The 22,145-nt window shown below is 71.2% G+C and carries 20 protein-coding genes and 1 tRNA gene; 17 read left to right on the forward strand and 4 right to left on the reverse strand.

Annotated elements, in window-relative coordinates; translation table 11 throughout:
- The first annotated feature begins 26 nt into the window (after positions 1–26).
- The 3 genes from AB0G52_RS01470 to AB0G52_RS01480 all read left to right on the forward strand — a co-directional run bounded on the left by AB0G52_RS01470 (position 27) and on the right by AB0G52_RS01480 (position 3,447).
- Complete coding sequence (locus AB0G52_RS01470; RefSeq protein ID WP_132889242.1) at positions 27–2,765, forward strand: Tat pathway signal sequence domain protein; 2,739 nt, start codon at positions 27–29, stop codon at positions 2,763–2,765.
- 121 nt (positions 2,766–2,886) lie between these two features.
- Complete coding sequence (locus tag AB0G52_RS01475; protein ID WP_132889243.1) at positions 2,887–3,333, forward strand: SRPBCC family protein; 447 nt, start codon at positions 2,887–2,889, stop codon at positions 3,331–3,333.
- Between the two features lie 39 nt (positions 3,334–3,372).
- Positions 3,373–3,447 (forward strand) — tRNA-Val (locus AB0G52_RS01480).
- 49 nt (positions 3,448–3,496) lie between these two features.
- Here the strand turns inward: AB0G52_RS01480 and AB0G52_RS01485 are convergent.
- A complete protein-coding gene (locus tag AB0G52_RS01485) occupies positions 3,497–4,222 on the reverse strand; it encodes a 3'-5' exonuclease (RefSeq protein WP_132889244.1) in 726 nt (241 codons plus the stop codon).
- A 169-nt stretch (positions 4,223–4,391) separates the two neighbouring features.
- Between AB0G52_RS01485 and AB0G52_RS01490 the strand changes: the two genes are divergently transcribed.
- The 3 genes from AB0G52_RS01490 to thrS all read left to right on the forward strand — a co-directional run bounded on the left by AB0G52_RS01490 (position 4,392) and on the right by thrS (position 8,278).
- Positions 4,392–4,958, forward strand: a complete 567-nt coding sequence (locus AB0G52_RS01490) for a DUF4365 domain-containing protein (protein WP_132889245.1) — start codon at positions 4,392–4,394, stop codon at positions 4,956–4,958.
- Positions 4,955–6,190 carry a hypothetical protein gene (locus AB0G52_RS01495; RefSeq protein WP_132889246.1) on the forward strand — a complete coding sequence of 412 codons (1,236 nt, stop codon included), beginning with the start codon at positions 4,955–4,957 and terminating at the stop codon, positions 6,188–6,190. Before AB0G52_RS01490 ends, AB0G52_RS01495 begins: the two co-directional genes overlap by 4 nt.
- A 111-nt stretch (positions 6,191–6,301) precedes the next feature.
- Positions 6,302–8,278: a threonine--tRNA ligase gene (gene thrS, locus AB0G52_RS01500; RefSeq protein ID WP_132889247.1), complete on the forward strand. Its 1,977-nt coding sequence runs from the start codon at positions 6,302–6,304 to the stop codon at positions 8,276–8,278.
- Positions 8,279–8,307: 29 nt separating this feature from the next.
- Here the strand turns inward: thrS and AB0G52_RS01505 are convergent, their stop codons facing one another.
- Positions 8,308–8,967 carry a potassium channel family protein gene (locus tag AB0G52_RS01505; RefSeq protein WP_132889248.1) on the reverse strand — a complete coding sequence of 220 codons (660 nt, stop codon included), beginning with the start codon at positions 8,965–8,967 and terminating at the stop codon, positions 8,308–8,310.
- Positions 8,968–9,034: 67 nt separating this feature from the next.
- On the opposite strand from AB0G52_RS01505, the gene AB0G52_RS01510 reads away from it, so the two are divergent.
- A complete protein-coding gene (locus AB0G52_RS01510) occupies positions 9,035–9,595 on the forward strand; it encodes an HIT domain-containing protein (protein ID WP_132889249.1) in 561 nt (186 codons plus the stop codon).
- Between the two features lie 21 nt (positions 9,596–9,616).
- On the opposite strand, the gene AB0G52_RS01515 is transcribed toward AB0G52_RS01510, so the two are convergent.
- Positions 9,617–11,260 (reverse strand): hypothetical protein, encoded by a 1,644-nt coding sequence (locus AB0G52_RS01515; RefSeq protein ID WP_132889250.1) that lies wholly within the window; start codon positions 11,258–11,260, stop codon positions 9,617–9,619.
- Between the two features lie 161 nt (positions 11,261–11,421).
- On the reverse strand, positions 11,422–13,620 hold the full coding sequence (locus AB0G52_RS01520; RefSeq protein WP_361332694.1) for an elongation factor G-like protein EF-G2: 2,199 nt from the start codon (positions 13,618–13,620) through the stop codon (positions 11,422–11,424).
- Between the two features lie 277 nt (positions 13,621–13,897).
- Here AB0G52_RS01520 and pgsA point away from each other — a divergent pair, with 277 nt between their 5' ends.
- From pgsA to ruvB, 10 genes are all read left to right on the forward strand, one after another.
- Complete coding sequence (gene pgsA, locus AB0G52_RS01525) at positions 13,898–14,575, forward strand: phosphatidylinositol phosphate synthase (protein WP_132889252.1); 678 nt, start codon at positions 13,898–13,900, stop codon at positions 14,573–14,575.
- Complete coding sequence (locus AB0G52_RS01530; protein WP_132889253.1) at positions 14,572–15,480, forward strand: phosphatidylinositol mannoside acyltransferase; 909 nt, start codon at positions 14,572–14,574, stop codon at positions 15,478–15,480. Before pgsA ends, AB0G52_RS01530 begins: the two co-directional genes overlap by 4 nt.
- A complete protein-coding gene (locus AB0G52_RS01535; RefSeq protein ID WP_132889254.1) occupies positions 15,477–16,637 on the forward strand; it encodes a glycosyltransferase family 4 protein in 1,161 nt (386 codons plus the stop codon). Before AB0G52_RS01530 ends, AB0G52_RS01535 begins: the two co-directional genes overlap by 4 nt.
- Positions 16,638–16,701: 64 nt before the next feature.
- A complete protein-coding gene (locus AB0G52_RS01540) occupies positions 16,702–17,253 on the forward strand; it encodes a hypothetical protein (protein ID WP_132889255.1) in 552 nt (183 codons plus the stop codon).
- 117 nt (positions 17,254–17,370) lie between these two features.
- Entirely contained in the window at positions 17,371–18,276 is a 906-nt protein-coding gene (gene pdxS, locus AB0G52_RS01545; RefSeq protein ID WP_132889256.1) for a pyridoxal 5'-phosphate synthase lyase subunit PdxS, read from the forward strand.
- Positions 18,276–18,878 carry a pyridoxal 5'-phosphate synthase glutaminase subunit PdxT gene (pdxT, locus tag AB0G52_RS01550; RefSeq protein WP_132889257.1) on the forward strand — a complete coding sequence of 201 codons (603 nt, stop codon included), beginning with the start codon at positions 18,276–18,278 and terminating at the stop codon, positions 18,876–18,878. The genes pdxS and pdxT overlap by 1 nt, the downstream gene beginning before the upstream one ends.
- 52 nt (positions 18,879–18,930) lie before the next feature.
- A complete protein-coding gene (locus AB0G52_RS01555) occupies positions 18,931–19,683 on the forward strand; it encodes a YebC/PmpR family DNA-binding transcriptional regulator (protein WP_132889258.1) in 753 nt (250 codons plus the stop codon).
- A 125-nt stretch (positions 19,684–19,808) separates the two neighbouring features.
- The gene (gene ruvC / locus AB0G52_RS01560; RefSeq protein WP_132889259.1) at positions 19,809–20,348 is read left to right on the forward strand and encodes a crossover junction endodeoxyribonuclease RuvC; all 540 of its coding nucleotides are present in this window, start codon (positions 19,809–19,811) and stop codon (positions 20,346–20,348) included.
- The gene (gene ruvA / locus AB0G52_RS01565) at positions 20,345–20,950 is read left to right on the forward strand and encodes a Holliday junction branch migration protein RuvA (protein WP_132889260.1); all 606 of its coding nucleotides are present in this window, start codon (positions 20,345–20,347) and stop codon (positions 20,948–20,950) included. The genes ruvC and ruvA overlap by 4 nt, the downstream gene beginning before the upstream one ends.
- 26 nt (positions 20,951–20,976) lie before the next feature.
- Positions 20,977–22,050, forward strand: a complete 1,074-nt coding sequence (gene ruvB, locus AB0G52_RS01570) for a Holliday junction branch migration DNA helicase RuvB (protein WP_132889261.1) — start codon at positions 20,977–20,979, stop codon at positions 22,048–22,050.
- The last annotated feature ends 95 nt before the right edge of the window (positions 22,051–22,145 follow it).

The following is a 22,145-nucleotide window of genomic DNA, read 5'->3' on the forward strand; positions in this document are numbered from 1 at the left end:
ACGCGCACGGAAAGGAAAGGCGGACCATGTCGCCCATCCCACGCAGGTCCCTCCTCAAGGCGGCCGCCGTCGCCGGCGCCGCCGCCCAGTTCAGCTGGGCGCTGGGAACGAAGCAGGCGCAGGCCGCGCCCGGAGCCGCGGCCGCCGACGCGGACCCGGTGACCCTCGACTGGCTGGAGGACGGCGGCCTCGGAGCCGCACCCGGCTCGACCGTCGGCGTGCCCTGGCCGAGGGGCGCGTTCCGGGAGGACCAGGCCTTCGCGGTCACGGACGAGGACGGCAAGGACGTGCCGGTCCAGTCCTGGCCCCTCGCCTACTGGCCGGACGGCTCCCTCAAGTGGACCGCCCACGCGGTGGGATCGGGCAACGGCAAGCTCACCCTCGCGGCGGGCGAACCGGCCGCGCCCGACCGGAAGGTCACCGTCGACAGGACCGGCGGCACGATCGACGTGTCCACCGGCGTGATCGCCGTGAAGATCGGCAAGAACGGTGCCACCCTCATCAAGTCGGTCACCCGGGGGTCGACGGAGATCGCCAGGAACGGCAGGCTCGTCCTCATCCGCCAGCCCGAGGTCGAGGACGAGGACCAGGGCACGGTCAGGACCGAGCGCTTCGACGGCGCGATCGACACCGTCACCGTCGAACAGGACGGGCCGGTCCGCGCGGTCGTCCGCATCGACGGCAAGCACCGCAGGGGCAACCGGAGCTGGCTGCCGTTCTCGATCCGGCTCTACTTCTACGCGGGCGCCGACTCCTTCCGCATGGTCCACACGATCACCTACGACGGCACCCAGGAGCCGGGCCGGGCGAGTGGCGACTTCATCCGCGGACTCGGGGTGCGCTTCAGCGTGCCGATGCGCGACGAGGCGTACGACCGGCACATCCGGATCGGCGGCGAGGGAACCGGCCTGCTGCGGGAGGCCGTCCAGGGCATCACCGGCCTGCGCCGCGACCCGGGCACGGCCGTGCAGGCGGCCCAGTACGCGGGCCAGAAGCTGCCCGACCCGGCCACCTGGGACCAGCGCGTCACCACCCGCCTCCAGTACATCCCGCACTGGGGCGACTACACCCTCTCCCAGCTCTCCGCCGACGGCTTCACCCTGCGCAAGCGCACGAAGAAGGGGTACGGCTGGATCGCGGCCGGCGGCGGCAGGCGGGCCTCCGGATTCGGTTACGTCGGCGGCGCGAGCGGCGGGTTCTCCTTCGGCCTCAGGGACTTCTGGGAGAAGTTCCCGGCTCAGCTCGACATCCGCGACGCCCACACCGACGAGGCCGAGGTCACCCTCTGGCTCTGGTCGCCCGAGGCCCAGCCGATGGACCTGCGCTTCTACCACGACGGCATGGGCCAGGACACCTACGCGAAGCAGCTAGAAGGCCTCAACATCACCTACGAGGACTACGAGCCGGAGTTCGGCACCCCCTACGGCATCGCCCGCACCTCGGAGCTGCTGTTCTGGGCCAACGAGACCACACCGGCACCCCAGGTGCTGGCCGACCAGGTCGAGGCCGTCCGGGTGCTCCCGCAACTCACGGCCCCGCCCCAGCAGTTGATCAAGGCCAAGGTCTTCGGCCCGGGCCTGTTCTCCGAACCCGACCGCTCCACCGCCGCCAAGGCGAAGATCGAGGACCACCTCGACTTCCTCTTCACCTACTACAAGGACCAGGTCGAGCAGCGCCGTTGGTACGGCTTCTGGGACTACGGCGACTTCATGCACACCTACGACACCGTGCGCCACCAGTGGCGGTACGACATCGGCGGCTACGCCTGGGACAACTCCGAGCTCTCACCCGACCTGTGGCTCTGGTACGCGTACCTGAGGAGCGGGCGCTCCGACATCTTCCGGTTCGCCGAGGCGCTCACCCGGCACACCGGGGAGGTCGACGTCTATCACATCGGCCAGTGGGCGGGACTCGGCACCCGGCACGGCGTGCAGCACTTCGCGGACAGCGCCAAGCAGCAGCGCATCTCCAACACCACCTACCGGCGCTTCTACTACTTCCTCACCGCCGACGAACGCGTCGGCGACCTCATGGCCGCCAACGTCGACTCCGACGAGACCTTCCTCGTCCTCGATCCGCAGCGCAAGGTCCGCACCGACCCCTACACCCCCGACCGGCATGCCCTGTCCATCGGCTTCGGCACCGACTGGAGCGGCCTGGTGTCGGCCTGGCTGACCGAGTGGGAACGCAAGGGCCCCAAGTGGGAGAAGGCCAGGGCGCGCGTCCTGTCGACCATGCAAGGCATCGCCGCCCAGCCCAACGGCTTCGTGCAGGGCAGCGGTCTGTACGACCTCGACACCGGCAGGTTCGCCACGGCCGCCACCCCGGTCGTCTCCGTCTCCCACCTCTCCGCGGTCTTCGGCCTGAACGAACTCTGCGCCGAACTCATCTACCTGGTCGACATGCCGGAGTTCAACGAGGCGTACTTCGACTACTGCCGCTACTTCAACGCCACCAAGGCCGAACAGGCGGCACGCTACGGCTCCAACTTCGGCACCCTGCTGCTCTTCCAGGGCCACTCCCGGCTCGACGCGTACGCGGCCGTGCAGACCGGCGACGACGCCCTCGCCCAGCGCGCCTGGACGAAGTTCTACAGCTCCGACGGGTACACGGAGTCCTCGCCGTGGAAGACCGAGCCGCTCTCCGGCCCGGTCGCCCTCGTCGCGGGCAGCGAGGCGAGCTGGGTGTCCTCCAACGACACCGCGCTGTACGGGCTCGCGGCCATCGAGAACCTGGCCCTGCTCGGCGACAGGATGCCCTCATAGGCAGGAGCGGGGGAGCGCCGTCGCACGGGCGGCGGCGCTCGCGCCCCCGAGTGTGGTACGGGTCACGCCGCAGGGCATGAGTACGCGTACTCACCCCCGGGCGGCCGGGCAGACTCCGCCCATGGACCGCAACCACTACCGCTTCCTCAGCCGCTGGCCGCTGCCCTTCGGGACCGCGGCCGTCTACCGGGCACTCGAACGGGTCGAGGAGTACCCGCACTGGTGGCCCCAGGTGCGCTCGGTCACCCGCCTGAACGACACCACGGGCGTCCTCACCATCCGTTCCGTCCTGCCGTACGACATCACCTTCACCGCGCGCGAGACCCGGCGCGATCCGCAGGCGGGCGTGCTGGAGACCGGTATGACCGGCGACATCGAGGGCTGGGCCCGCTGGACGGTCGTCGCCGACGGCGCCGGCGCGCTGGCCCGCTACGAGCAGGTCGTGGACGTCAACAAGGCGCTGCTGCGGCGGCTGGCCGTCCCCGGGCGGCCGCTGTTCCGTGCCAACCACCGGCTGATGATGCGGTCGGGACGGCGCGGACTGCTCGGGCACCTGCAAGCGGTTTGAACGAAACCCACGGCTCCCTGTATCGTTCACTGCGTTCCCGGGCGATTAGCTCAGTGGGAGAGCGCTTCGTTCACACCGAAGAGGTCACTGGTTCGAACCCAGTATCGCCCACCACCGGGAAGGCCGGTCCGCCTGCGCGGACCGGCCTTTTTCGCGTCGGCTCTCAGGCCGCCGTCGGCAGTTCCGGCCGCAGCGGCCAGTCCTGGTTCACCGTCTCCGGTGTGCCGCTGCGGGTGAACCAGGCCTGGAGGCCACGGGCCTGCGCCGCGTGCCAGGTGGTCTGCAGCGTGTGCAGCTCGGCCGGGGTCAGACGTTCCAGGCGGCTCGCGAAACGGCGGCCCAGTGCCCGTACCACCTCCAGGGCGGCGAGGGCGTCCGCGCCCGCGTCGTGCGCGCCCTGAAGGGTCACCTCGTAGTGCGCGCACAGGTCGGTCAGGGTGCGGCGGCCCTTGCGGTAGCGGTCCAGATGCTTGTCCAGGACCCGGGGGTCGAGGACCAGCAGGGGGCTCGCCTCGAACCAGCGGTCCAGCGAGGACGCCCGATGGCGGCGCAACTCGCGGTCCAGGAGGGTCAGGTCGAACGGCGCGTTCATCACCACCAGCGGGCGGCGCATCGCCGCGTGCTCGGCCAGTTCCTCGGCTATCTCGTGCATCACCGGCGCCGGCCAGCGGCCGTTGCGCTGCAGGTGTTCGTCGGTCAGCCCGTGCACCGCCGTCGCCGCTTCCGGCACCGGCACGCCCGGGTTCACCAGCCAGCGGACCGCCCTCGGCCGGGTGCCCGGGGCGTCCTGGACGACGACGGCGGCCGACACGATCCGGTCGGTCTCGACGTCGACGCCCGTGGTCTCCGTGTCGAAGGCCGCCAGGGGCCCCTCGTACCAGCACGTCATGCCTACACAACTCCTCGTTCACCCACGGCAGCTGACGTTCCGTCTTCTGCCTGTTTGGTGATACCCGGGCCGTTTGCGACGTACGCCGGAAGGACACAACAGGAGTGCGGGTCTTTGCAGTTCAGCGACCCGTCACGGGGAAAATCCTTGGCTGGGAAGGCTGTTGGTCATGGCGATAGCGCAGCCCGAACGGGGCGGGCTGCTGCCCGAACGTACGGGCCCCCTTCGCGGCACACTCGCCACCACCGCCTGCATGGAGACACTGCAGGTGGGATATCTGCACGCCGTCGCGGCGGCGGCCGGCTGCTCGCTGTCGCAGCCGTTCCCGGACAACGGCATCGACTGGCACGTCAGCCACGGCTCGCCGGGGCACACCGTCGACGACGAGGTGACCATCAAGGTGCAGCTCAAGTGCACCTACCAGATAGCGCCCAACCCGCCGGGACGTTTCTTCTCCTTCACGCTCGACAACGACCACCTGCGCAAGCTCGCCCGCACACCGGTGTCGGTGCACAAGATCCTCGTGGTGATGCTGGTGCCGCGGTCCCAGGACGACTGGCTGCGCGCCAGCCACGACCGGCTCGACCTGCGGCACTGCTGCTACTGGGTCAACCTGGCGGGGCACCCGGTCACCGGCCGGCACCGGACCACCGTGCGGGTCCCGACCTCGCGCATCTTCGACGACCGGGCGCTCTGCGAGATCATGACGCGGGTCGGGACGGGAGGCAGACCATGAGGCACCGTCCGTACGAGGAGCCGCTGCGGGAGGTCAGGCCGCATCCCGACGACCTCCATCGGCCCCACTGGGACCGTCCCCCCGAGCCCACCGAGGTCGACCCCGCCGTGCTCGGCGCCCTGCTGCGCCGGCACGGCTGGGTGCGGCGCGGGGGAGCGCCGGGGCGCTACGGCCGCTGGACCCCACCCGGGCAGGGCAGCACCGGCACCAGCCTGCTGGTACCCGAGAGCCGCGCCTTCCCGGACAGCGACGACCTGCTCGGGGAGGCGCTCACCGCTCTGGTGCGCAGCGGGACGCCCGCGGCCCGCGAGGTACTGGTCGGGCTCGCCGTGCCCAGCGACGAGATCCGCTGGTGGCGGGACGTGCCGAACGGACCCGCGGACGCCGCGTCCTGGACCGCCGAGGAGCAACTGCGCACCGCCGCCCGGGGGACCCTGCTGGCCGGCGCGCTCGCCACCCGCGCGCGTGCCGGGTACTACGGTGCCCGGCACAAGCGGGCCGCCGCGGCCATGCTGGAGTCCGTGCTGGTCGGCTCCGCGGAGGGCGGCCGCGGCCTGACCGCCTTCCTGCCCGTCGCTACCGGCCGCCCGCTCGCCGTACGCCTCCACCAGGCCCTGTACGCCGCCCGCGAGGCCATCGACTACCAGCGGGCCACCGGCGGCATGGACGCCTTCGACGGCGCCGTCGAGGCCGGCGTCAGCCGGGAACTCACCGACGCCCTCGTCACGCTCGTGCGCGGCACCGAAGGCGCCCGCGTCTCGGTGGACTGGGCGCCGGGCGCCGGAGTCCCCGAGGACTGCGCGTCGGCCCTGGACCCCGTCGAGTTCTCACCCGGCGACCTGCCCGTGCTGCGCGAGGCCGGCGCCCGCTACCTGCGCGAAGAACCCTCCGTCGCGGTCCGGGTCACCGGAACCGTGGTCCGGATGCGCCGCTCGGAGCCGCGCGGCGAGGGCGCGGTACGGCTGCGGGTGATTGCCGGCGCCGAGGTGCCGTACGTGCGGGTCACCCTCGACGAGGAGGACTACCGGATCGCCGGCCAGGCCCACCTCGTCGGACTCCCGGTACGGGTCCACGGCCGGCTGGAGAGCCGGGGCGGCTTCCGGCGGCTGTCCGGCGCCACGGGGGTCGTCCCCGTACAGGTGGACGACGAGGAGCGGGACAGTCTGATGAAGTCGCTCCAGGAGAACCTGGACTTCTTCGAGGAGGCCTGCACCGGGGACGACTGCGACTGACGGCGCACTGTCGGTAATCGTTTTTCGGTCGGCGGGGCCGGGTCGGTACGATCCGGTATTGCGCGCGCTCCTCGTACGGCGCCCGCATCCGCCTTCAGTCAGGAGAGACCGGTGTCAGACGTCCGTGTGATCATCCAACGCGATTCCGAGCGGGAAGAGCGCGTGGTGACGACGGGCACTACGGCCGCCGAGCTCTTCGCCGGCGAGCGTGCGGTCATCGCCGCCCGGGTGGCCGGGGAGCTCAAGGACCTCGCGTACGCGCCCGCCGAGGGCGAGGTCGTGGAGCCGGTGGAGATCTCCTCCGAGGACGGCCTCAACATCCTGCGGCACTCCACCGCCCACGTCATGGCCCAGGCCGTCCAGGAGATCTTCCCGGAGGCCAAGCTGGGCATCGGCCCGCCGGTCAAGGACGGCTTCTACTACGACTTCGACGTCGACAAGCCGTTCACGCCCGAGGATCTCAAGGCCATCGAGAAGAAGATGCAGGAGATCCAGAAGCGCGGTCAGCGCTTCTCGCGCCGGGTGGTGACCGACGAGGCGGCCCGCGAGGAACTGGCGGGCGAGCCGTACAAGCTCGAACTGATCGGCCTGAAGGGCTCGGCGTCCTCGGACGACGGCGCGGACGTCGAGGTCGGCGCCGGTGAGCTGACGATCTACGACAACCTGGACGCCAAGACCGGCGAGCTGTGCTGGAAGGACCTCTGCCGCGGCCCCCACCTGCCCTCCACCCGCCTGATCCCGGCGTTCAAGCTGATGCGCAACGCGGCGGCCTACTGGCGCGGCAGCGAGAAGAACCCCATGCTCCAGCGCATCTACGGCACCGCCTGGCCGTCCAAGGACGAGCTGAAGGCGTACCTGGACTTCCTCGCCGAGGCCGAGAAGCGCGACCACCGCAAGCTGGGCAACGAACTCGACCTGTTCTCCATCCCGGAGCAGATCGGCTCCGGCCTCGCCGTCTTCCACCCCAAGGGCGGCATCGTCCGCCGCGTGATGGAGGACTACTCGCGCCGCCGGCACGAGGAGGAGGGCTACGAGTTCGTCTACACCCCGCACGCCACCAAGGGGAAGCTCTTCGAGACCTCCGGGCACCTGGACTGGTACGCCGACGGCATGTACCCGCCCATGCAGCTCGACGAGGGCGTGGACTACTACCTCAAGCCCATGAACTGCCCGATGCACAACCTGATCTTCGACGCGCGCGGCCGTTCCTACCGTGAACTGCCCCTGCGCCTCTTCGAGTTCGGGACCGTGTACCGGTACGAGAAGTCCGGTGTCGTGCACGGCCTGACCCGGGCCCGCGGCTTCACGCAGGACGACGCGCACATCTACTGCACCAAGGAGCAGATGGCGGAGGAGCTCGACAAGACGCTCACCTTCGTGCTGAACCTGCTGCGTGACTACGGCCTCACCGACTTCTACCTGGAGCTGTCCACCAAGGACCCGGAGAAGTTCGTCGGCTCCGACGAGGTCTGGGAGGAGGCCACCGAGACGCTCCGTGCGGTCGCCGAGAAGCAGGGTCTCCCGCTCGTCCCCGACCCGGGCGGCGCCGCCTTCTACGGCCCGAAGATCTCCGTGCAGGCCAAGGACGCCATCGGCCGCACCTGGCAGATGTCGACCGTCCAGCTGGACTTCAACCTGCCCGAGCGCTTCGACCTGGAGTACACCTCCGCCGACGGCTCCAAGCAGCGCCCGGTGATGATCCACCGCGCCCTGTTCGGCTCCATCGAGCGGTTCTTCGCGGTCCTCCTGGAGCACTACGCGGGCGCCTTCCCGGCCTGGCTCGCGCCGGTCCAGGCGGTGGGCATCCCGATCGGGGACGCGCACGTCGACTACCTGCACAGGTTCGCCGCCGAGGCGAAGAAGAAGGGCCTGCGGGTCGAGGTCGACGCCTCCTCGGACCGGATGCAGAAGAAGATCCGCAACGCCCAGAAGCAGAAGGTTCCCTTCATGGTCATCGCGGGCGACGAGGACATGGCGGCCGGTTCGGTCTCCTTCCGCTACCGCGACGGTTCGCAGGAGAACGGCATCCCGTTCGACGAGGCCATCGCCAAGATCGTGAAGGTCGTCGAGGAGCGGACCCAGGTCTGATCCAGGCCGGTCGCGCGGGCCCCCGGGGATCAGCTCCCCGGGGGCCCGTCCTCTTCCTCGCCCAGGGAGAACCGCTGCAGCATCCAGGACGAGAACGAGCCCGTGACCGTCCCCAGCAGCGCCAGGCCGCAGGCCATCAGCCCCACGGCGATGAACCGCCCCAGGGTGGTGACCGGGACGTAGTCGCCGTAACCGACGGTGGACAGGGTCGAACAGGTCCACCAGAGGGAGTCGCCGAAGGTGCGGATCGTGGCGTTCGGGGCCGCGCGTTCGGCCTGGTAGACGGCGAGCGCGCCGGAGAACCCCAGCAGCGAGATCGACAACCCCGAATAGGCCGCCACGCGCGCGTGCAGCCCCAGCCGGGGCTCACCGCGCCGACGCTGGATCGACTCGTAGGTCCGTACGACCTGCACCGGGCGCAGCAGGGGCAGCGCCAGCACGACGGTGTCCAGCCAGTGCCGCCGTACGAACCCCGGCCCCTCGCCACTGAGCCGCCAGCGCACCGCGTAGTCGACGCCGAACGCCGCCCAGGCCGCGTACATCAGCGACAGGAAGAAGGCGTGCGCGGCCTTGGGCAGCCCCGGCAGCAGGACGTGCACCGCGTACGAGCCCAGGAAGACCAGCGACGCGATGACGAGCGGCAGATCGGTCCGCCGCTCCCAGTCCGCCAGCCGGCTGTCGTCGTCCATCCGCCCAGCTTCGCCGCCGATCGCCCCGGCCCGGCCCCGGCGACACGCCGCGAACGGGCGAAGCCATATGCTGCCTAGCATGACGAGTGAGCCGGAGCAGCAGATCGGAGTGGGGACGCAGGACGCGTTCCAGCGCCTGTGGACACCCCACCGGATGGCCTACATCCAGGGTGAGAACAAGCCGACCGGCCCAGGCGCCGACGACGGCTGCCCCTTCTGCTCGATCCCGGCCAAGTCGGACGAGGACGGACTGATCGTCCGGCGCGGTGAGCACGTCTACGCGGTGCTCAACCTCTACCCGTACAACGGCGGACACCTGATGACGGTCCCGTACCGCCATGTCGCCGACTACACGGACCTGACCGGCCCCGAGACCGTGGAACTCGCCGAGCTGACCAAGCAGGCCATGACCGCGCTGCGCACCGCGTCCGGCGCCCACGGCTTCAACATCGGCATGAACCAGGGCACGGTGGCCGGCGCGGGCATCGCCGCCCATCTGCACCAGCACATCGTCCCGCGCTGGGGCGGCGACACGAACTTCATGCCGGTGGTGGGCCACACCCGGGTGCTCCCGCAGCTGCTGGCGGACACCCGCACGATGCTGGCGGAGGCATGGCCGGCGAGCTGACCCCTGCCCCCGCCCCGCTCGCTACGCGTCGTAGGTGTCCGCCTTCTTCGGCGCGGCGTCCTGCACCGACCCGCTGAGCACCGAGGCGCGGCTGCTGAACTTGTCGATGTCGACGTCGTGTTCCTTGAGCACCCGCAGTGCCGCCCGGTGCACGGCCCGCAGTATCGGCGTGGCCGCGCGCAACGCGTCGTCGGCCATGAAGCGGTGCTTCCAGGGCTGGTCGGCCCAGGCGTGCCGCAGGCCGAACGGCTCGGGCAGACCTATCGAACCGCCGAGCCACTTCAGCAGCGGCGGATACCAGCTGACGGTGGCCCGCGCGCTCAGCCGGACCACCTCGTCCGGGGTGACCAGCGGCAGCTTGACGGTCCGCGTCTCCCAGAACCGCACGGTCTTGGCGACCGTCTTCGTGGGCGCCTCGGGCTTGACGCTGAACAGGCCGTTGACCGGGCCGAGGGCGTGCCCGGTGACGTCGATCCGCAGGGTCTCCTTCAGCACGGTCACGGTGGCCATCATCGTGATGATCAGTTCGCCGTTCCACAGGTGCGGCCACTGCACGCCGAGGTAGTGCCGGTCGCCCTTGTCGAAGTGGTTGTTGTTGCAGATGTCCTCGACGTCCTTGGGCCCCACCTTGTAGTCGGTGCCCTCGGGCCGGGACACCTCCTTGGCGCCCTCCCCGACATGGGTGACGATCCAGTGCCTGACCTGGGGTTCCGGGAAACCGCCGGTCTTCAGGTGCTGCCGGTGCAGCACGCTCAGTTCCTTCTCGATCTCCCGCACGACCGTCCAGGCCCGGAACTCGTGGACGCCCTTGACCGGGTCGAGCGGGACCAGTTCCTCCGCGAGGTGCCAGGAACCCCAGCGGGTGCCCATGCCGAGTATGCCCTTGGGGCCGGCGTAGAAGACCGAGTTGGACTGCTGCTCGGCGCTGAGCCGGGCCAGCGACTGCCGCAGCTGCTCGGCGGCGGCCTGGTCGGGGCTGGTCGGCACGGCCTCGGGCACCTTCGCGCCGACGCTGCCCCCGGACAGCAGCCCGCCCCAGGCGGCGCGCAGGTCCTGCGCGGTCCGCTCGCACAGCCGTTTGGCCAGGTACCACCCGACGACGGGGAGCACCACGCAGCCGCGCGCGTACCACCCCCAGAAGCCGCCGAACGGCATCTTGATCATGAACAGCACCGCAAGGACGCCGACGGCGGCCAGCAGCGCGCTGCCGAGCCCGGAGACCCGCTTGTTGTCCGCCTTGAGCATGGTCGCCCGGAGCTGGAAGACGAGCAGGAAGAGCAGCAGGCCGGGCAGGAACAGCACACCGCACACGAACATGACGGCGGTCAGCCGCTGGTCGCGCTCCTTGCGGATGCGGTTGGCGGCGAGGCAGTGCTCGACGACCACCTGGGGTTCGCTGCCGAAGGACTGGATGAGCGGCTTGCGGCCGACGCCCAGCATGCGGTCGATGATCGCCTGCGAGTACGCCTCACCGAAGTTCGGCCGGAAGATCTTCGCCCACCTGCGGCCCTCGTTGACCGTGGACCTGTGCCATTCGTTGTCGGCCTTCTTGATCTCCTCCATGGGTGTGTCCCGGTAGGCCGCCGACGCCAGGGCATAGGTCGGGGCCTGCGCCTCGCCGCCCGGCCTCGGCACCTGTGGCCCGAAGAAGTCCTCGAAGCTCATTCCCGCCCCCACTTGCCGCCGTCCCGCTCCTGCGGCCTTCCCGACTTCCGTACTCCGCACACCTGTTGATCAAGTACTCAGAGTATCCCCAGCCACCGACAACCGTCGGCGGACGGCCGAAGCCGCCCGCCGAAGGCGCTGTTGTCGATCGTGCGGCCGAATTACGAGGCTTCCTTCACCTGTTCGCGAATCTTCTCGGCGACCTGAGGCGGCATCGCCTCGTGCCGCGCGTAGGAGCGGCTGAAGCGGGCCGTGCCGTGCGAGAGGGACCGCAGGTCGACCGTGTACCGGCCGATCTCGAACTCGGGCACCTCGGCCTTGACGAGGGTGCGTCCGCCGCTGGTCTGCTCGGTGCCCAGCACCCGGCCGCGCCGCCCGGACAGGTCGCTCATCACCGCGCCCACGTAGTCGTCGCCGACCAGCACGGAGACCTCGGCCACCGGTTCCAGCAGATGGATCTTGGCGTCCGCGGCCGCCTCCCGCAGCGCCAGTGCGCCGGCCGTCTGGAAGGCGGCGTCGGAGGAGTCCACCGAGTGCGCCTTGCCGTCGAGCAGGGTGACCCGCACGTCGACCAGCGGGTAGCCGGCGGCGACCCCCTTGGCGGCCTGCGCCCTGATGCCCTTCTCCACCGACGGGATGAACTGCCGGGGCACCGCACCGCCCACCACCTTGTCGACGAACTCGATGCCCGAGCCGCCGGGCAGCGGTTCCACCTCGATCTCGCAGATCGCGAACTGCCCGTGCCCGCCGGACTGTTTGACGTGCCGGCCGCGTCCGGCGGACTTGCCGGCGAAGGTCTCGCGGAGCGACACCTTGTGCGGTACGACGTCGACCTGGACGCCGTAGCGGCTGCGCAGCCGCTCCAGGGCGACGTCCGCGTGCGCCTCGCCGAGGCACCACAGCACCACCTGGTGGGTGTCCTGGTTCTGTTCGAGCCGCATGGTCGGGTCCTCGGCGACCAGTCGGGCGAGCCCCTGCGAGAGCTTGTCCTCGTCGGCCTTGCTGTGCGCCTCGATGGCGAGCGGCAGCAGCGGGTCGGGCATCTCCCACGGTTCCATGAGCAGCGGGTCGTCCTTGGCCGAGAGCGTGTCCCCGGTCTCCGCGCGGCCCAGCTTCGCCACACAGGCGAGATCACCGGCGATGACGTGGGTGACGGGCCGCTGCTGTTTGCCGAACGGGGTGGACAGCGCGCCGATCTTCTCGTCGACGTCGTGGTCCTCGTGGCCCCGGTCGGCCAGCCCGTGCCCGGAGACGTGCACCGTCTCGTCCGGGCGCAGGGTGCCGGAGAAGACCCGCACCAGCGAGACCCGGCCGACGTAGGGGTCGGAGGCGGTCTTCACCACCTCGGCGACCAGCGGACCGGCGGTGTCGCACGGCTTGATCTCGCGCGGCTCGCCGTCGACCGTGGTGACCCCCGGTGTGGGGTGCTCGAACGGCGTCGGGAAGCCGCCCGTGACCAGTTCCAGCAGTTCCACCGTGCCGAGCCCCTGGCGGGCGCCCTCCGCCGCGGGGGCGGCGGCCAGGACGGGGAAGAAGGTGCCGCGGGCGACGGCCCGCTCCAGATCCTCGATCAGCGTCTTGAGGTCGATCTGCTCGCCGCCCAGATAGCGGTCCATGAGCGTCTCGTCCTCGCTCTCCGAGATGATCCCCTCGATGAGCCGGTTGCGGGCCTCGTCGATGTCCGGGAGCCGGTCGGGCCCGGGCTCGGACTCCTTGCGCTCCCCGGAGGAGTAGTCGAACAGCTTCTGCGTGAGCAGCCCGACCAGACCCGTCACCGGTGCGTGCCCGTCCGGGCCCTGCGGGCCGTGCAGCGGCAGGTACAGCGGGAGCACGGCGTCGGGGTCGTCGCCGCCGAAGGCCTCGGCGCACACCCGGGTCATCTCCTCGAAGTCCGCGCGGGCGGCCTCCAGGTGCGTGACGACGATCGCCCGCGGCATCCCGACGGCCGCGCACTCCTCCCACACCATCCGGGTCGAGCCGTCCACCCCGTCGGAGGCCGAGACGACGAAGAGGGCCGCGTCCGCCGCGCGCAGACCGGCCCTCAGCTCGCCGACGAAGTCGGCGTACCCCGGGGTGTCCAGGAGGTTGATCTTGATTCCGTTCCAGTCGACCGGCACCAGCGACAGCTGTACGGAGCGTTGCTGCCGGTGCTCGATGTCGTCGTAGTCCGAGACGGTGCCGCCGTCCTCCACGCGGCCCGCCCGGTTCACCGCTCCCGCGGTCAGCGCGAGAGCCTCCACCAATGTCGTCTTGCCCGCTCCGGAGTGGCCGACCAGCACCACATTCCGTACGGACGCGGGGTGGTCGGCCGCCGTAGCCCTGCCGGCGGCTCCGGCGTGTTCCTTGACCTTGTCGCCCATGGTTTTGCCTCCCGTGCACGGTGAGGTCTCTGTGGGCGCGGGCAGGCCGGGCCGCGTGCGGTGGCGGCTCCGACGACGCCCGCGGTCATTCGAGCTTTCCACTCCTGTCACGGTGCGTCCATACGAAGGACGCGATCGTGCCCGCGCGGCCCCGGCGGCCCCGGCCGCGGGGGCCGTCCGAGAGTGCCCGCCCGTCGCACACACGCGCGCGTGGCTACGATGGGCCAGCCGGGGTGGCCAGCAGGGGCCGCACGGCGCAACGACCGTCGGGAAGGCCATGCTGAACAAGTACGCGCGTGCATTCTTCACGCGTGTCCTCACACCGTTCGCCGCGTTTCTCATCCGCCGGGGCGTGAGCCCGGACACGGTCACGCTCCTCGGTACGGCCGGAGTGGTCGCGGGCGCACTGGTCTTCTTCCCCCGGGGCGAGTTCTTCTGGGGCACGATCGTGATCACGCTGTTCGTGTTCTCGGACCTGGTCGACGGCAACATGGCCCGTCAGCTGGGCCGCACCAGCCGCTGGGGCGCCTTCCTCGACTCCACCCTGGACCGGGTCGCCGACGGCGCGATCTTCGGCGGCTTCGCCCTCTGGTACGCGGGCAACGGCGACAACGACGTCCTGTGCGCGGTCTCGATCTTCTGCCTGGCCAGCGGCCAGGTGGTGTCGTACACCAAGGCGCGCGGCGAGTCCATCGGGCTCCCGGTCGCGGTCAACGGGCTCGTGGAGCGCGCCGAGCGGCTGGTCATCTCGCTGGTGGCGGCCGGTCTGGCCGGATTCCACAAGTTCGGCGTCCCGGGCATCCAGATCCTGCTCCCCATCGCCCTGTGGATCGTCGCCGCGGGCAGCCTGGTCACCCTGGTGCAGCGGGTCGTCACCGTGCGCCGTGAGTCCGCCGAGGCGGAGGCGGCGGCCGAGGGCGAGCGGGCCCCGCACGGCACGGAGGCCACCCAGTGACCGCCGCGGAGCGGCTCACCGACGCCCTGTACGGAATGGGCTGGGGCACCGTCAAGAAGCTCCCCGAACCGGTCGCGGTGCGCCTCGGCGACTCCCTCGCGGACCTCGCCTGGAAGCGGCGCGGCAAGGGCGTGCAACGGCTCGAATCGAATTACGCGCGCGTGCGGCCCGACGCGGGCCCGGAGCGGCTGCGCGAACTCTCCCGGGCGGGCATGCGGTCGTACCTGCGCTACTGGATGGAGTCCTTCCGGCTCCCGGCCTGGAGCGAGCAGCGCGTCCGGGCCGGTTTCGCCCCCAAGGACCTCCACCACCTCACCGACGGCCTCGCCTCCGGCCGGGGCGTGATCCTCGCGCTGCCGCACCTGGCCAACTGGGACCTCGCGGGCGCCTGGGTCACCACCGAGCTGAAGACCCCGTTCACCACGGTCGCCGAACGCCTCAAGCCGGAGACCCTCTACGACCGGTTCGTCGCCTACCGCGAGGGACTCGGCATGGAGGTCCTCCCGCACAGCGGCGGCTCCGCCTTCGGCACCCTGGCCCGCAGGCTCCGCGACGGCGGCCTGGTCTGCCTGGTCGCCGACCGCGACCTGTCCGCGTCCGGCGTCGAGGTCGACTTCTTCGGTGCCACCGCCAGGATGCCCGCGGGCCCGGCCCTGCTCGCCCAGCAGACCGGCGCCCACCTGCTTCCCGTGACGCTCTGGTACGACGACACCCCCGTCATGAAGGGGCGCGTCCACGCCCCGATCGAGGTACCCGAGTCAGGTGACCGGACCTCGAGGACGTCTGTCATGACACAGGCGCTGGCCGACGCCTTCGCCACCGGGATCGCCGACCATCCGGAGGACTGGCACATGCTCCAGCGTTTGTGGCTCGCCGATCTCGACCCCGCGAAGGGACCGTCGTGAGGATCGGCATCGTCTGCCCGTACTCCTGGGACGTCCCCGGGGGCGTCCAGTTCCACATCCGTGACCTCGCCGAGTACTTCATCCGCCTCGGCCACGACGTCTCCGTGCTGGCCCCCGCCGACGACGACACCCCGCTGCCGCCCTACGTCGTCTCGGCGGGCCGTGCGGTCCCGGTGCCCTACAACGGCTCGGTGGCCCGGCTCAACTTCGGCCTGCTGTCCGCCGCGCGGGTGCGCCGCTGGCTGCACGAGGGCGCGTTCGACGTGGTCCACATCCACGAGCCGACCTCGCCCTCGCTCGGCCTGCTGACCTGCTGGGCGGCGCAGGGCCCGATGGTGGCGACCTTCCACACCTCCAACCCGCGGTCCCGCGCGATGATCGCCGCGTACTCGATCCTCCAGGCCGCCCTGGAGAAGATCAGCGCCCGGATCGCGGTCAGCGAGTACGCCCGCCGCACTCTCGTCGAGCACCTGGGCGGCGACGCGGTCGTCATCCCCAACGGCGTCGACGTCGACTTCTTCGCCAAGGCCGAGCCGCGCCCCGAGTGGCAGGGGGGCACCATCGGCTTCATCGGCCGTATCGACGAGCCCCGCAAGGGCCTGCCGGTGCTGATGAAGGCCCTCCCCGCGATCCTCGCCGCCCGCCCGGGGACCAGGCTCCTGGTGGCCGGCCGGGGTGACGAGGAGGCCGCGGTGGAGTCCCTGCCCGCCGAGCTGCGCTCGCGCGTCGAGTTCCTCGGCATGATCAGCGACGCGGACAAGGCCCGCTTCCTGCGCAGCCTCGACCTGTACATCGCGCCCAACACCGGCGGTGAGAGCTTCGGCATCATCCTGGTGGAGGCCCTTTCCGCCGGCGCCCCCGTCCTCGCTTCCGACCTCGACGCCTTCGCCCAGGTCCTGGACCAGGGAGCGGCCGGCGAGCTCTTCGCCAACGAGGACGCCGACGCGCTGGCCCAGGCGGCGGTACGGCTGCTGGAGAACCCGGAGCGCCGGGCGGAGCTGCGGGAGCGCGGCAGCGTCCACGTGCGCCGGTTCGACTGGTCGACGGTCGGCGCGGACATCCTCTCCGTCTACGAGACGGTGACCGCGGGAGCGGCGGCGGTGGCGGCGGACGAACGCCCGGGGCTGCGGGCACGGTTCGGGCTGGCGCGGGACTAGGGAGCTCGGCCGGGAGCTCGGCTGGGAGGGCGCTGCCGCCGGCGCTTCCTATAGCGTTCCGCCCGTGACCGCAACGCTCGTCTGGACCCTGTGTGTTCTCGCCGCCCTCGTGGTGACCGGCCTCTACCTGAGCTGGACCGCCGGGCGGCTCGACCGGCTGCACGCGCGGATCGACGCCGCCCGCGCCGCCCTGGACGCCCAGTTGCTGCGGCGCGCCTCCGTCGCCCAGGAGCTGGCCACCTCGGGCGTGCTGGACCCGGCCGCCTCGATCGTGCTCTACGAGGCCGCGCACGCCGCCCGGCAGGCCGAGGAGGAGCAGCGGGAGGTCGCCGAGAGCGAGCTGAGCCAGGCGTTGCGCGCCGTCTTCGAGGAGCCGCAGCAGGTGGAGGAGGTCCGTGAGGCGCCCGGCGGCGAGGCGGCGGCGAACGAGCTGGGGGAGGCCGTGCGCCGGGTGCCGATGGCCCGCCGGTTCCACAACGACGCCGTCGGCGCGGCCCGCAGGCTGCGCGAACACCGCAAGGTCCGCTGGTTCCGGCTGGCCGGACACGCCCCGTTCCCCATGGCCTTCGAGATGGACGACGAGCCGCCCGCGGCTCTGGCGGAGCGCGCGGTCTAGCGGGGCAGCCGGCCGGTAAAAGGATCCACGGCCTTCCCATTGGCCCTTGCTGTGGACTGGTCCGCTCGCGTTTCCTCGGTGTTCGCAGAAACCCTCTTTCAACGAGTGAGGTCACCCGTGTCCACCATCGACAACCAGGCCCCCGAGACCGGCACCGCCCGCGTGAAGCGCGGCATGGCCGAGCAGCTCAAGGGCGGCGTGATCATGGACGTCGTCACGCCGGAGCAGGCGAAGATCGCCGAGGACGCGGGCGCCGTCGCCGTCATGGCCCTGGAGCGGGTCCCGGCCGACATCCGCAAGGACGGCGGCGTGGCCCGGATGTCCGACCCGGACATGATCGAGGGCATCATCGAGGCCGTCTCCATCCCGGTCATGGCCAAGTCCCGCATCGGCCACTTCGTCGAGGCCCAGGTCCTGCAGTCCCTCGGTGTCGACTACATCGACGAGTCCGAGGTCCTCACCCCGGCCGACGAGGTCAACCACTCCGACAAGTGGGCGTTCACCACCCCCTTCGTCTGCGGTGCCACCAACCTGGGCGAGGCCCTGCGCCGGATCGCCGAGGGCGCGGCCATGATCCGCTCCAAGGGCGAGGCCGGCACCGGCAACGTCGTGGAGGCCGTCCGTCACCTGCGCCAGATCAAGGGTGAGATCGCCAAGCTGCGCGGCTGCGACAACAACGAGCTGTACGCCGCCGCCAAGGAGCTGCGTGCCCCCTACGAGCTGGTCAAGGAGGTCGCCGAGCTGGGCAAGCTGCCGGTCGTGCTGTTCTCCGCCGGTGGCGTCGCCACCCCCGCCGACGCCGCGCTGATGCGCCAGCTCGGCGCCGAGGGCGTCTTCGTCGGCTCCGGCATCTTCAAGTCCGGCGACCCGGCCAAGCGCGCCGCCGCCATCGTCAAGGCCACCACCTTCTACGACGACCCGAAGATCATCGCGGACGCGTCCCGCAACCTCGGCGAGGCCATGGTCGGCATCAACTGCGACACCCTCCCCGAGGCCGAGCGCTACGCGAACCGGGGCTGGTGATGACCACTCCCGTCGTAGGAGTGCTCGCGCTCCAGGGCGACGTACGGGAGCACCTCGTCGCCCTGGCCGCGGCCGACGCCGTGGCCAGGCCGGTGCGCCGCCCCGAGGAACTCGCCGAGGTGGACGGCCTGGTCGTACCGGGCGGCGAGTCCACCACGATCTCCAAGCTGGCCGTCCTGTTCGGCGTGATGGACCCGCTCCGCGCGCGCGTACGGGCCGGAATGCCGGTGTACGGCACCTGCGCGGGCATGATCATGCTCGCCGACAAGATCCTCGACCCGCGGTCGGGCCAGGAGACGATCGGCGGCATCGACATGATCGTGCGCCGCAACGCCTTCGGGCGGCAGAACGAGTCGTTCGAGTCGGCGGTCGACGTGCGCGGCATCGACGGCGCTCCTGTGGAGGGCGTCTTCATCCGCGCCCCCTGGGTCGAGTCCGTGGGCGCCGACGTCGAGGTGCTCGCCGAGCACGACGGCCACATCGTCGCGGTCCGCCAGGGCAACGCGCTCGCCACGTCCTTCCACCCGGAACTGACCGGCGACCACCGTGTGCACGCCCTGTTCGTCGACATGGTGCACGCGAACCGGGCGACGGAGTCCTAGTAGGATCTCTGGCGTTCGTTGTTTGGATGGGTTACGCGAAGGAGACAGGCAGATGTCCGGCCACTCTAAATGGGCTACGACGAAGCACAAGAAGGCCGTGATCGATGCCAAGCGCGGCAAGCTCTTCGCGAAGCTGATCAAGAACATCGAGGTCGCGGCCCGGATGGGCGGTGTCGACATCGACGGCAACCCGACCCTCTACGACGCCATCCAGAAGGCGAAGAAGCAGTCGGTCCCGAACAAGAACATCGACTCCGCGGTCAAGCGCGGCGGCGGCCTCGAGGCCGGCGGCGCCGACTACGAGACGATCATGTACGAGGGCTACGGCCCGAACGGCGTCGCGGTCCTCATCGAGTGCCTCACCGACAACCGCAACCGCGCCGCCTCCGACGTCCGGGTCGCCATGACCCGCAACGGCGGCTCCATGGCCGACCCGGGCTCGGTGTCGTACCTCTTCAACCGCAAGGGCGTCGTCATCGTCCCCAAGGGCGAGCTGACCGAGGACGACGTGCTCGGCGCGGTCCTGGACGCCGGCGCCGAGGAGGTCAACGACCTGGGCGAGTCCTTCGAGGTGCTGAGCGAGGCCACCGACCTGGTCGCCGTCCGCACCGCCCTCCAGGACGCCGGGATCGACTACGACTCCGCCGAGGCCAACTTCGTCCCGACCATGCAGGTCGAACTGGACGAGGAGGGCGCCAAGAAGATCTTCAAGCTGATCGACGCCCTGGAGGACAGCGACGACGTCCAGAACGTCTTCGCCAACTTCGACGTCAGCGACGAGGTCATGGAGAAGGTGGACGCGTAGCGCCGCCGAGGGCTGCACGGACGCAACGGGCCGACGGGACACACCCGTCGGCCCGTCGCCATGTCGGCCGTTGTCGGTGGCACCCGCTAGCCTGCACAAACAGGTGACCGAAGGGAGGGGGCAAGGTGCGCGTACTGGGGGTGGACCCCGGGCTGACCCGGTGCGGTGTCGGTGTCGTCGAGGGCGTCGCCGGGCGGCCGCTCACCATGGTCGGCGTGGGGGTCGTGCGGACGCCCGCGGACGGCGAGCTCGGCCATCGCCTCGTCGCCATCGAGCAGGGCATCGAACAGTGGCTCGACGAGCACCGGCCCGAATTCGTCGCCGTGGAGCGGGTGTTCAGCCAGCACAACGTACGGACCGTGATGGGCACCGCCCAGGCCAGCGCCGTCGCCATGCTGTGCGCCGCCCGCCGGGGCATCCCCGTCGCCCTGCACACCCCCAGTGAGGTCAAGGCCGCCGTCACCGGCTCGGGCCGCGCCGACAAGGCCCAGGTCGGTGCCATGGTCACCCGGCTGCTCCGGCTCGGCGCCCCGCCCAAGCCCGCCGACGCCGCCGACGCCCTCGCGCTCGCCATCTGCCACATCTGGCGCGCCCCCGCCCAGAACCGACTCCAGCAGGCCGTGGCCCTGCACGCAGCCAACGCAACGAAAGGCCGTACGGCATGATCGCCTTCGTCAGCGGCCCGGTCGCCGCCCTCGCCCCGGACTCCGCGGTCGTCGAGGTCGGAGGGATCGGCATCGCCGTCCAGTGCTCGCCCAACACCCTGTCCGGGCTGCGGACGGGCCAGCCGGCCAAACTCGCCACGTCGCTGGTGGTGAGGGAGGACTCGCTCACCCTGTACGGCTTCGCGGACGACGACGAACGCCAGGTCTTCGAACTGCTGCAGACCGCGAGCGGCGTCGGCCCCCGGCTCGCCCAGGCGATGCTCGCCGTGCACAGCCCCGACGCACTGCGCCGCGCGGTCGCCACGGGGGACGAGAAGGCCCTCATCGCCGTCCCCGGCATCGGCAAGAAGGGCGCCCAGAAGCTGCTCCTCGAACTGAAGGACCGGCTCGGCGAACCGGTCGGCGCCCCCGCGGTCGGCGCGCCCGTCACCCAGGGCTGGCGCGACCAGCTGCACGCCGCCCTGATCGGCCTCGGCTACGCGACCCGGGAGGCCGACGAGGCCGTCACCGCGGTCGCCCCGCAGGCCGAGGCGGCGGGCGGCACCCCCGAGGTGGGCCGGCTCCTGAAGGCCGCCCTCCAGACCCTCAACCGCGCCCGCTGACCCACCACCGCTGAGGCACATCACTTATGAACTGGGACGACACGACCGACACCGGCGCCGACACGGAGCGGCTGGTGGGCGCCGTCGCCGACCGCGAGGACCAGGCCGTCGAGGCGGCCCTGCGCCCCAAGGACCTGGGCGAGTTCATCGGCCAGGAGAAGGTCCGCGAGCAGCTCGACCTGGTGCTGCGCGCCGCACGCGCGCGGGGCGCCACCGCCGACCACGTCCTGCTCTCCGGCGCGCCCGGCCTGGGCAAGACCACCCTCTCGATGATCATCGCGGCGGAGATGGGCGCCCCCATCCGGATCACCTCGGGCCCCGCCATCCAGCACGCCGGCGACCTGGCCGCCATCCTCTCCTCCCTCCAGGAGGGCGAGGTCCTCTTCCTCGACGAGATCCACCGCATGTCGCGGCCCGCCGAGGAGATGCTCTACATGGCGATGGAGGACTTCCGGGTCGACGTCATCGTCGGCAAGGGCCCCGGTGCGACCGCGATCCCTCTCGAACTGCCCCCGTTCACCCTGGTCGGCGCCACCACCCGGGCGGGCCTGCTGCCGCCGCCGCTGCGCGACCGCTTCGGCTTCACCGCGCACATGGAGTTCTACGAGCCGCACGAGCTGGAACGGGTCGTGCACCGCTCGGCCCACCTCCTGGACGTCGAGATCGAGCCGGCCGGCGCCGCCGAGATCGCCGGCCGCTCCCGCGGCACTCCCCGTATCGCCAACCGGCTGCTGCGCCGCGTCCGCGACTACGCGCAGGTCAAGGCCGACGGCCTGATCACCCGCGACATCGCGCACGCCGCCCTCGCCGTCTACGAGGTGGACGAACGCGGCCTCGACCGGCTCGACCGCGCGGTCCTGCAGGCCCTGCTCAAGCTGTTCGGCGGCGGCCCGGTCGGCCTCTCGACGCTCGCGGTCGCGGTGGGGGAGGAGCGCGAGACGGTCGAGGAGGTCGCCGAGCCCTTCCTGGTGCGCGAGGGCCTCCTCGCCCGCACCCCGCGCGGCCGCGTCGCGACCCCCGCGGCCTGGGCCCACCTGGGGCTGACGGCCCCGCGCGGGGCGGCCGGCGGATCCGGCCAGCAGGACCTGTTCGACAGCTGACGCGGCCCCGGCGGACCCGCCGTACCGCGTACGGGCTCCGCCGGCCGTCCGCCAGGCCTCGGCGGCAGACGTGATCGCTTCGTGACGGCGGGGCA

Source organism: Streptomyces sp. NPDC021562 (assembly GCF_040640875.1).
GTDB lineage: Bacteria > Actinomycetota > Actinomycetes > Streptomycetales > Streptomycetaceae > Streptomyces.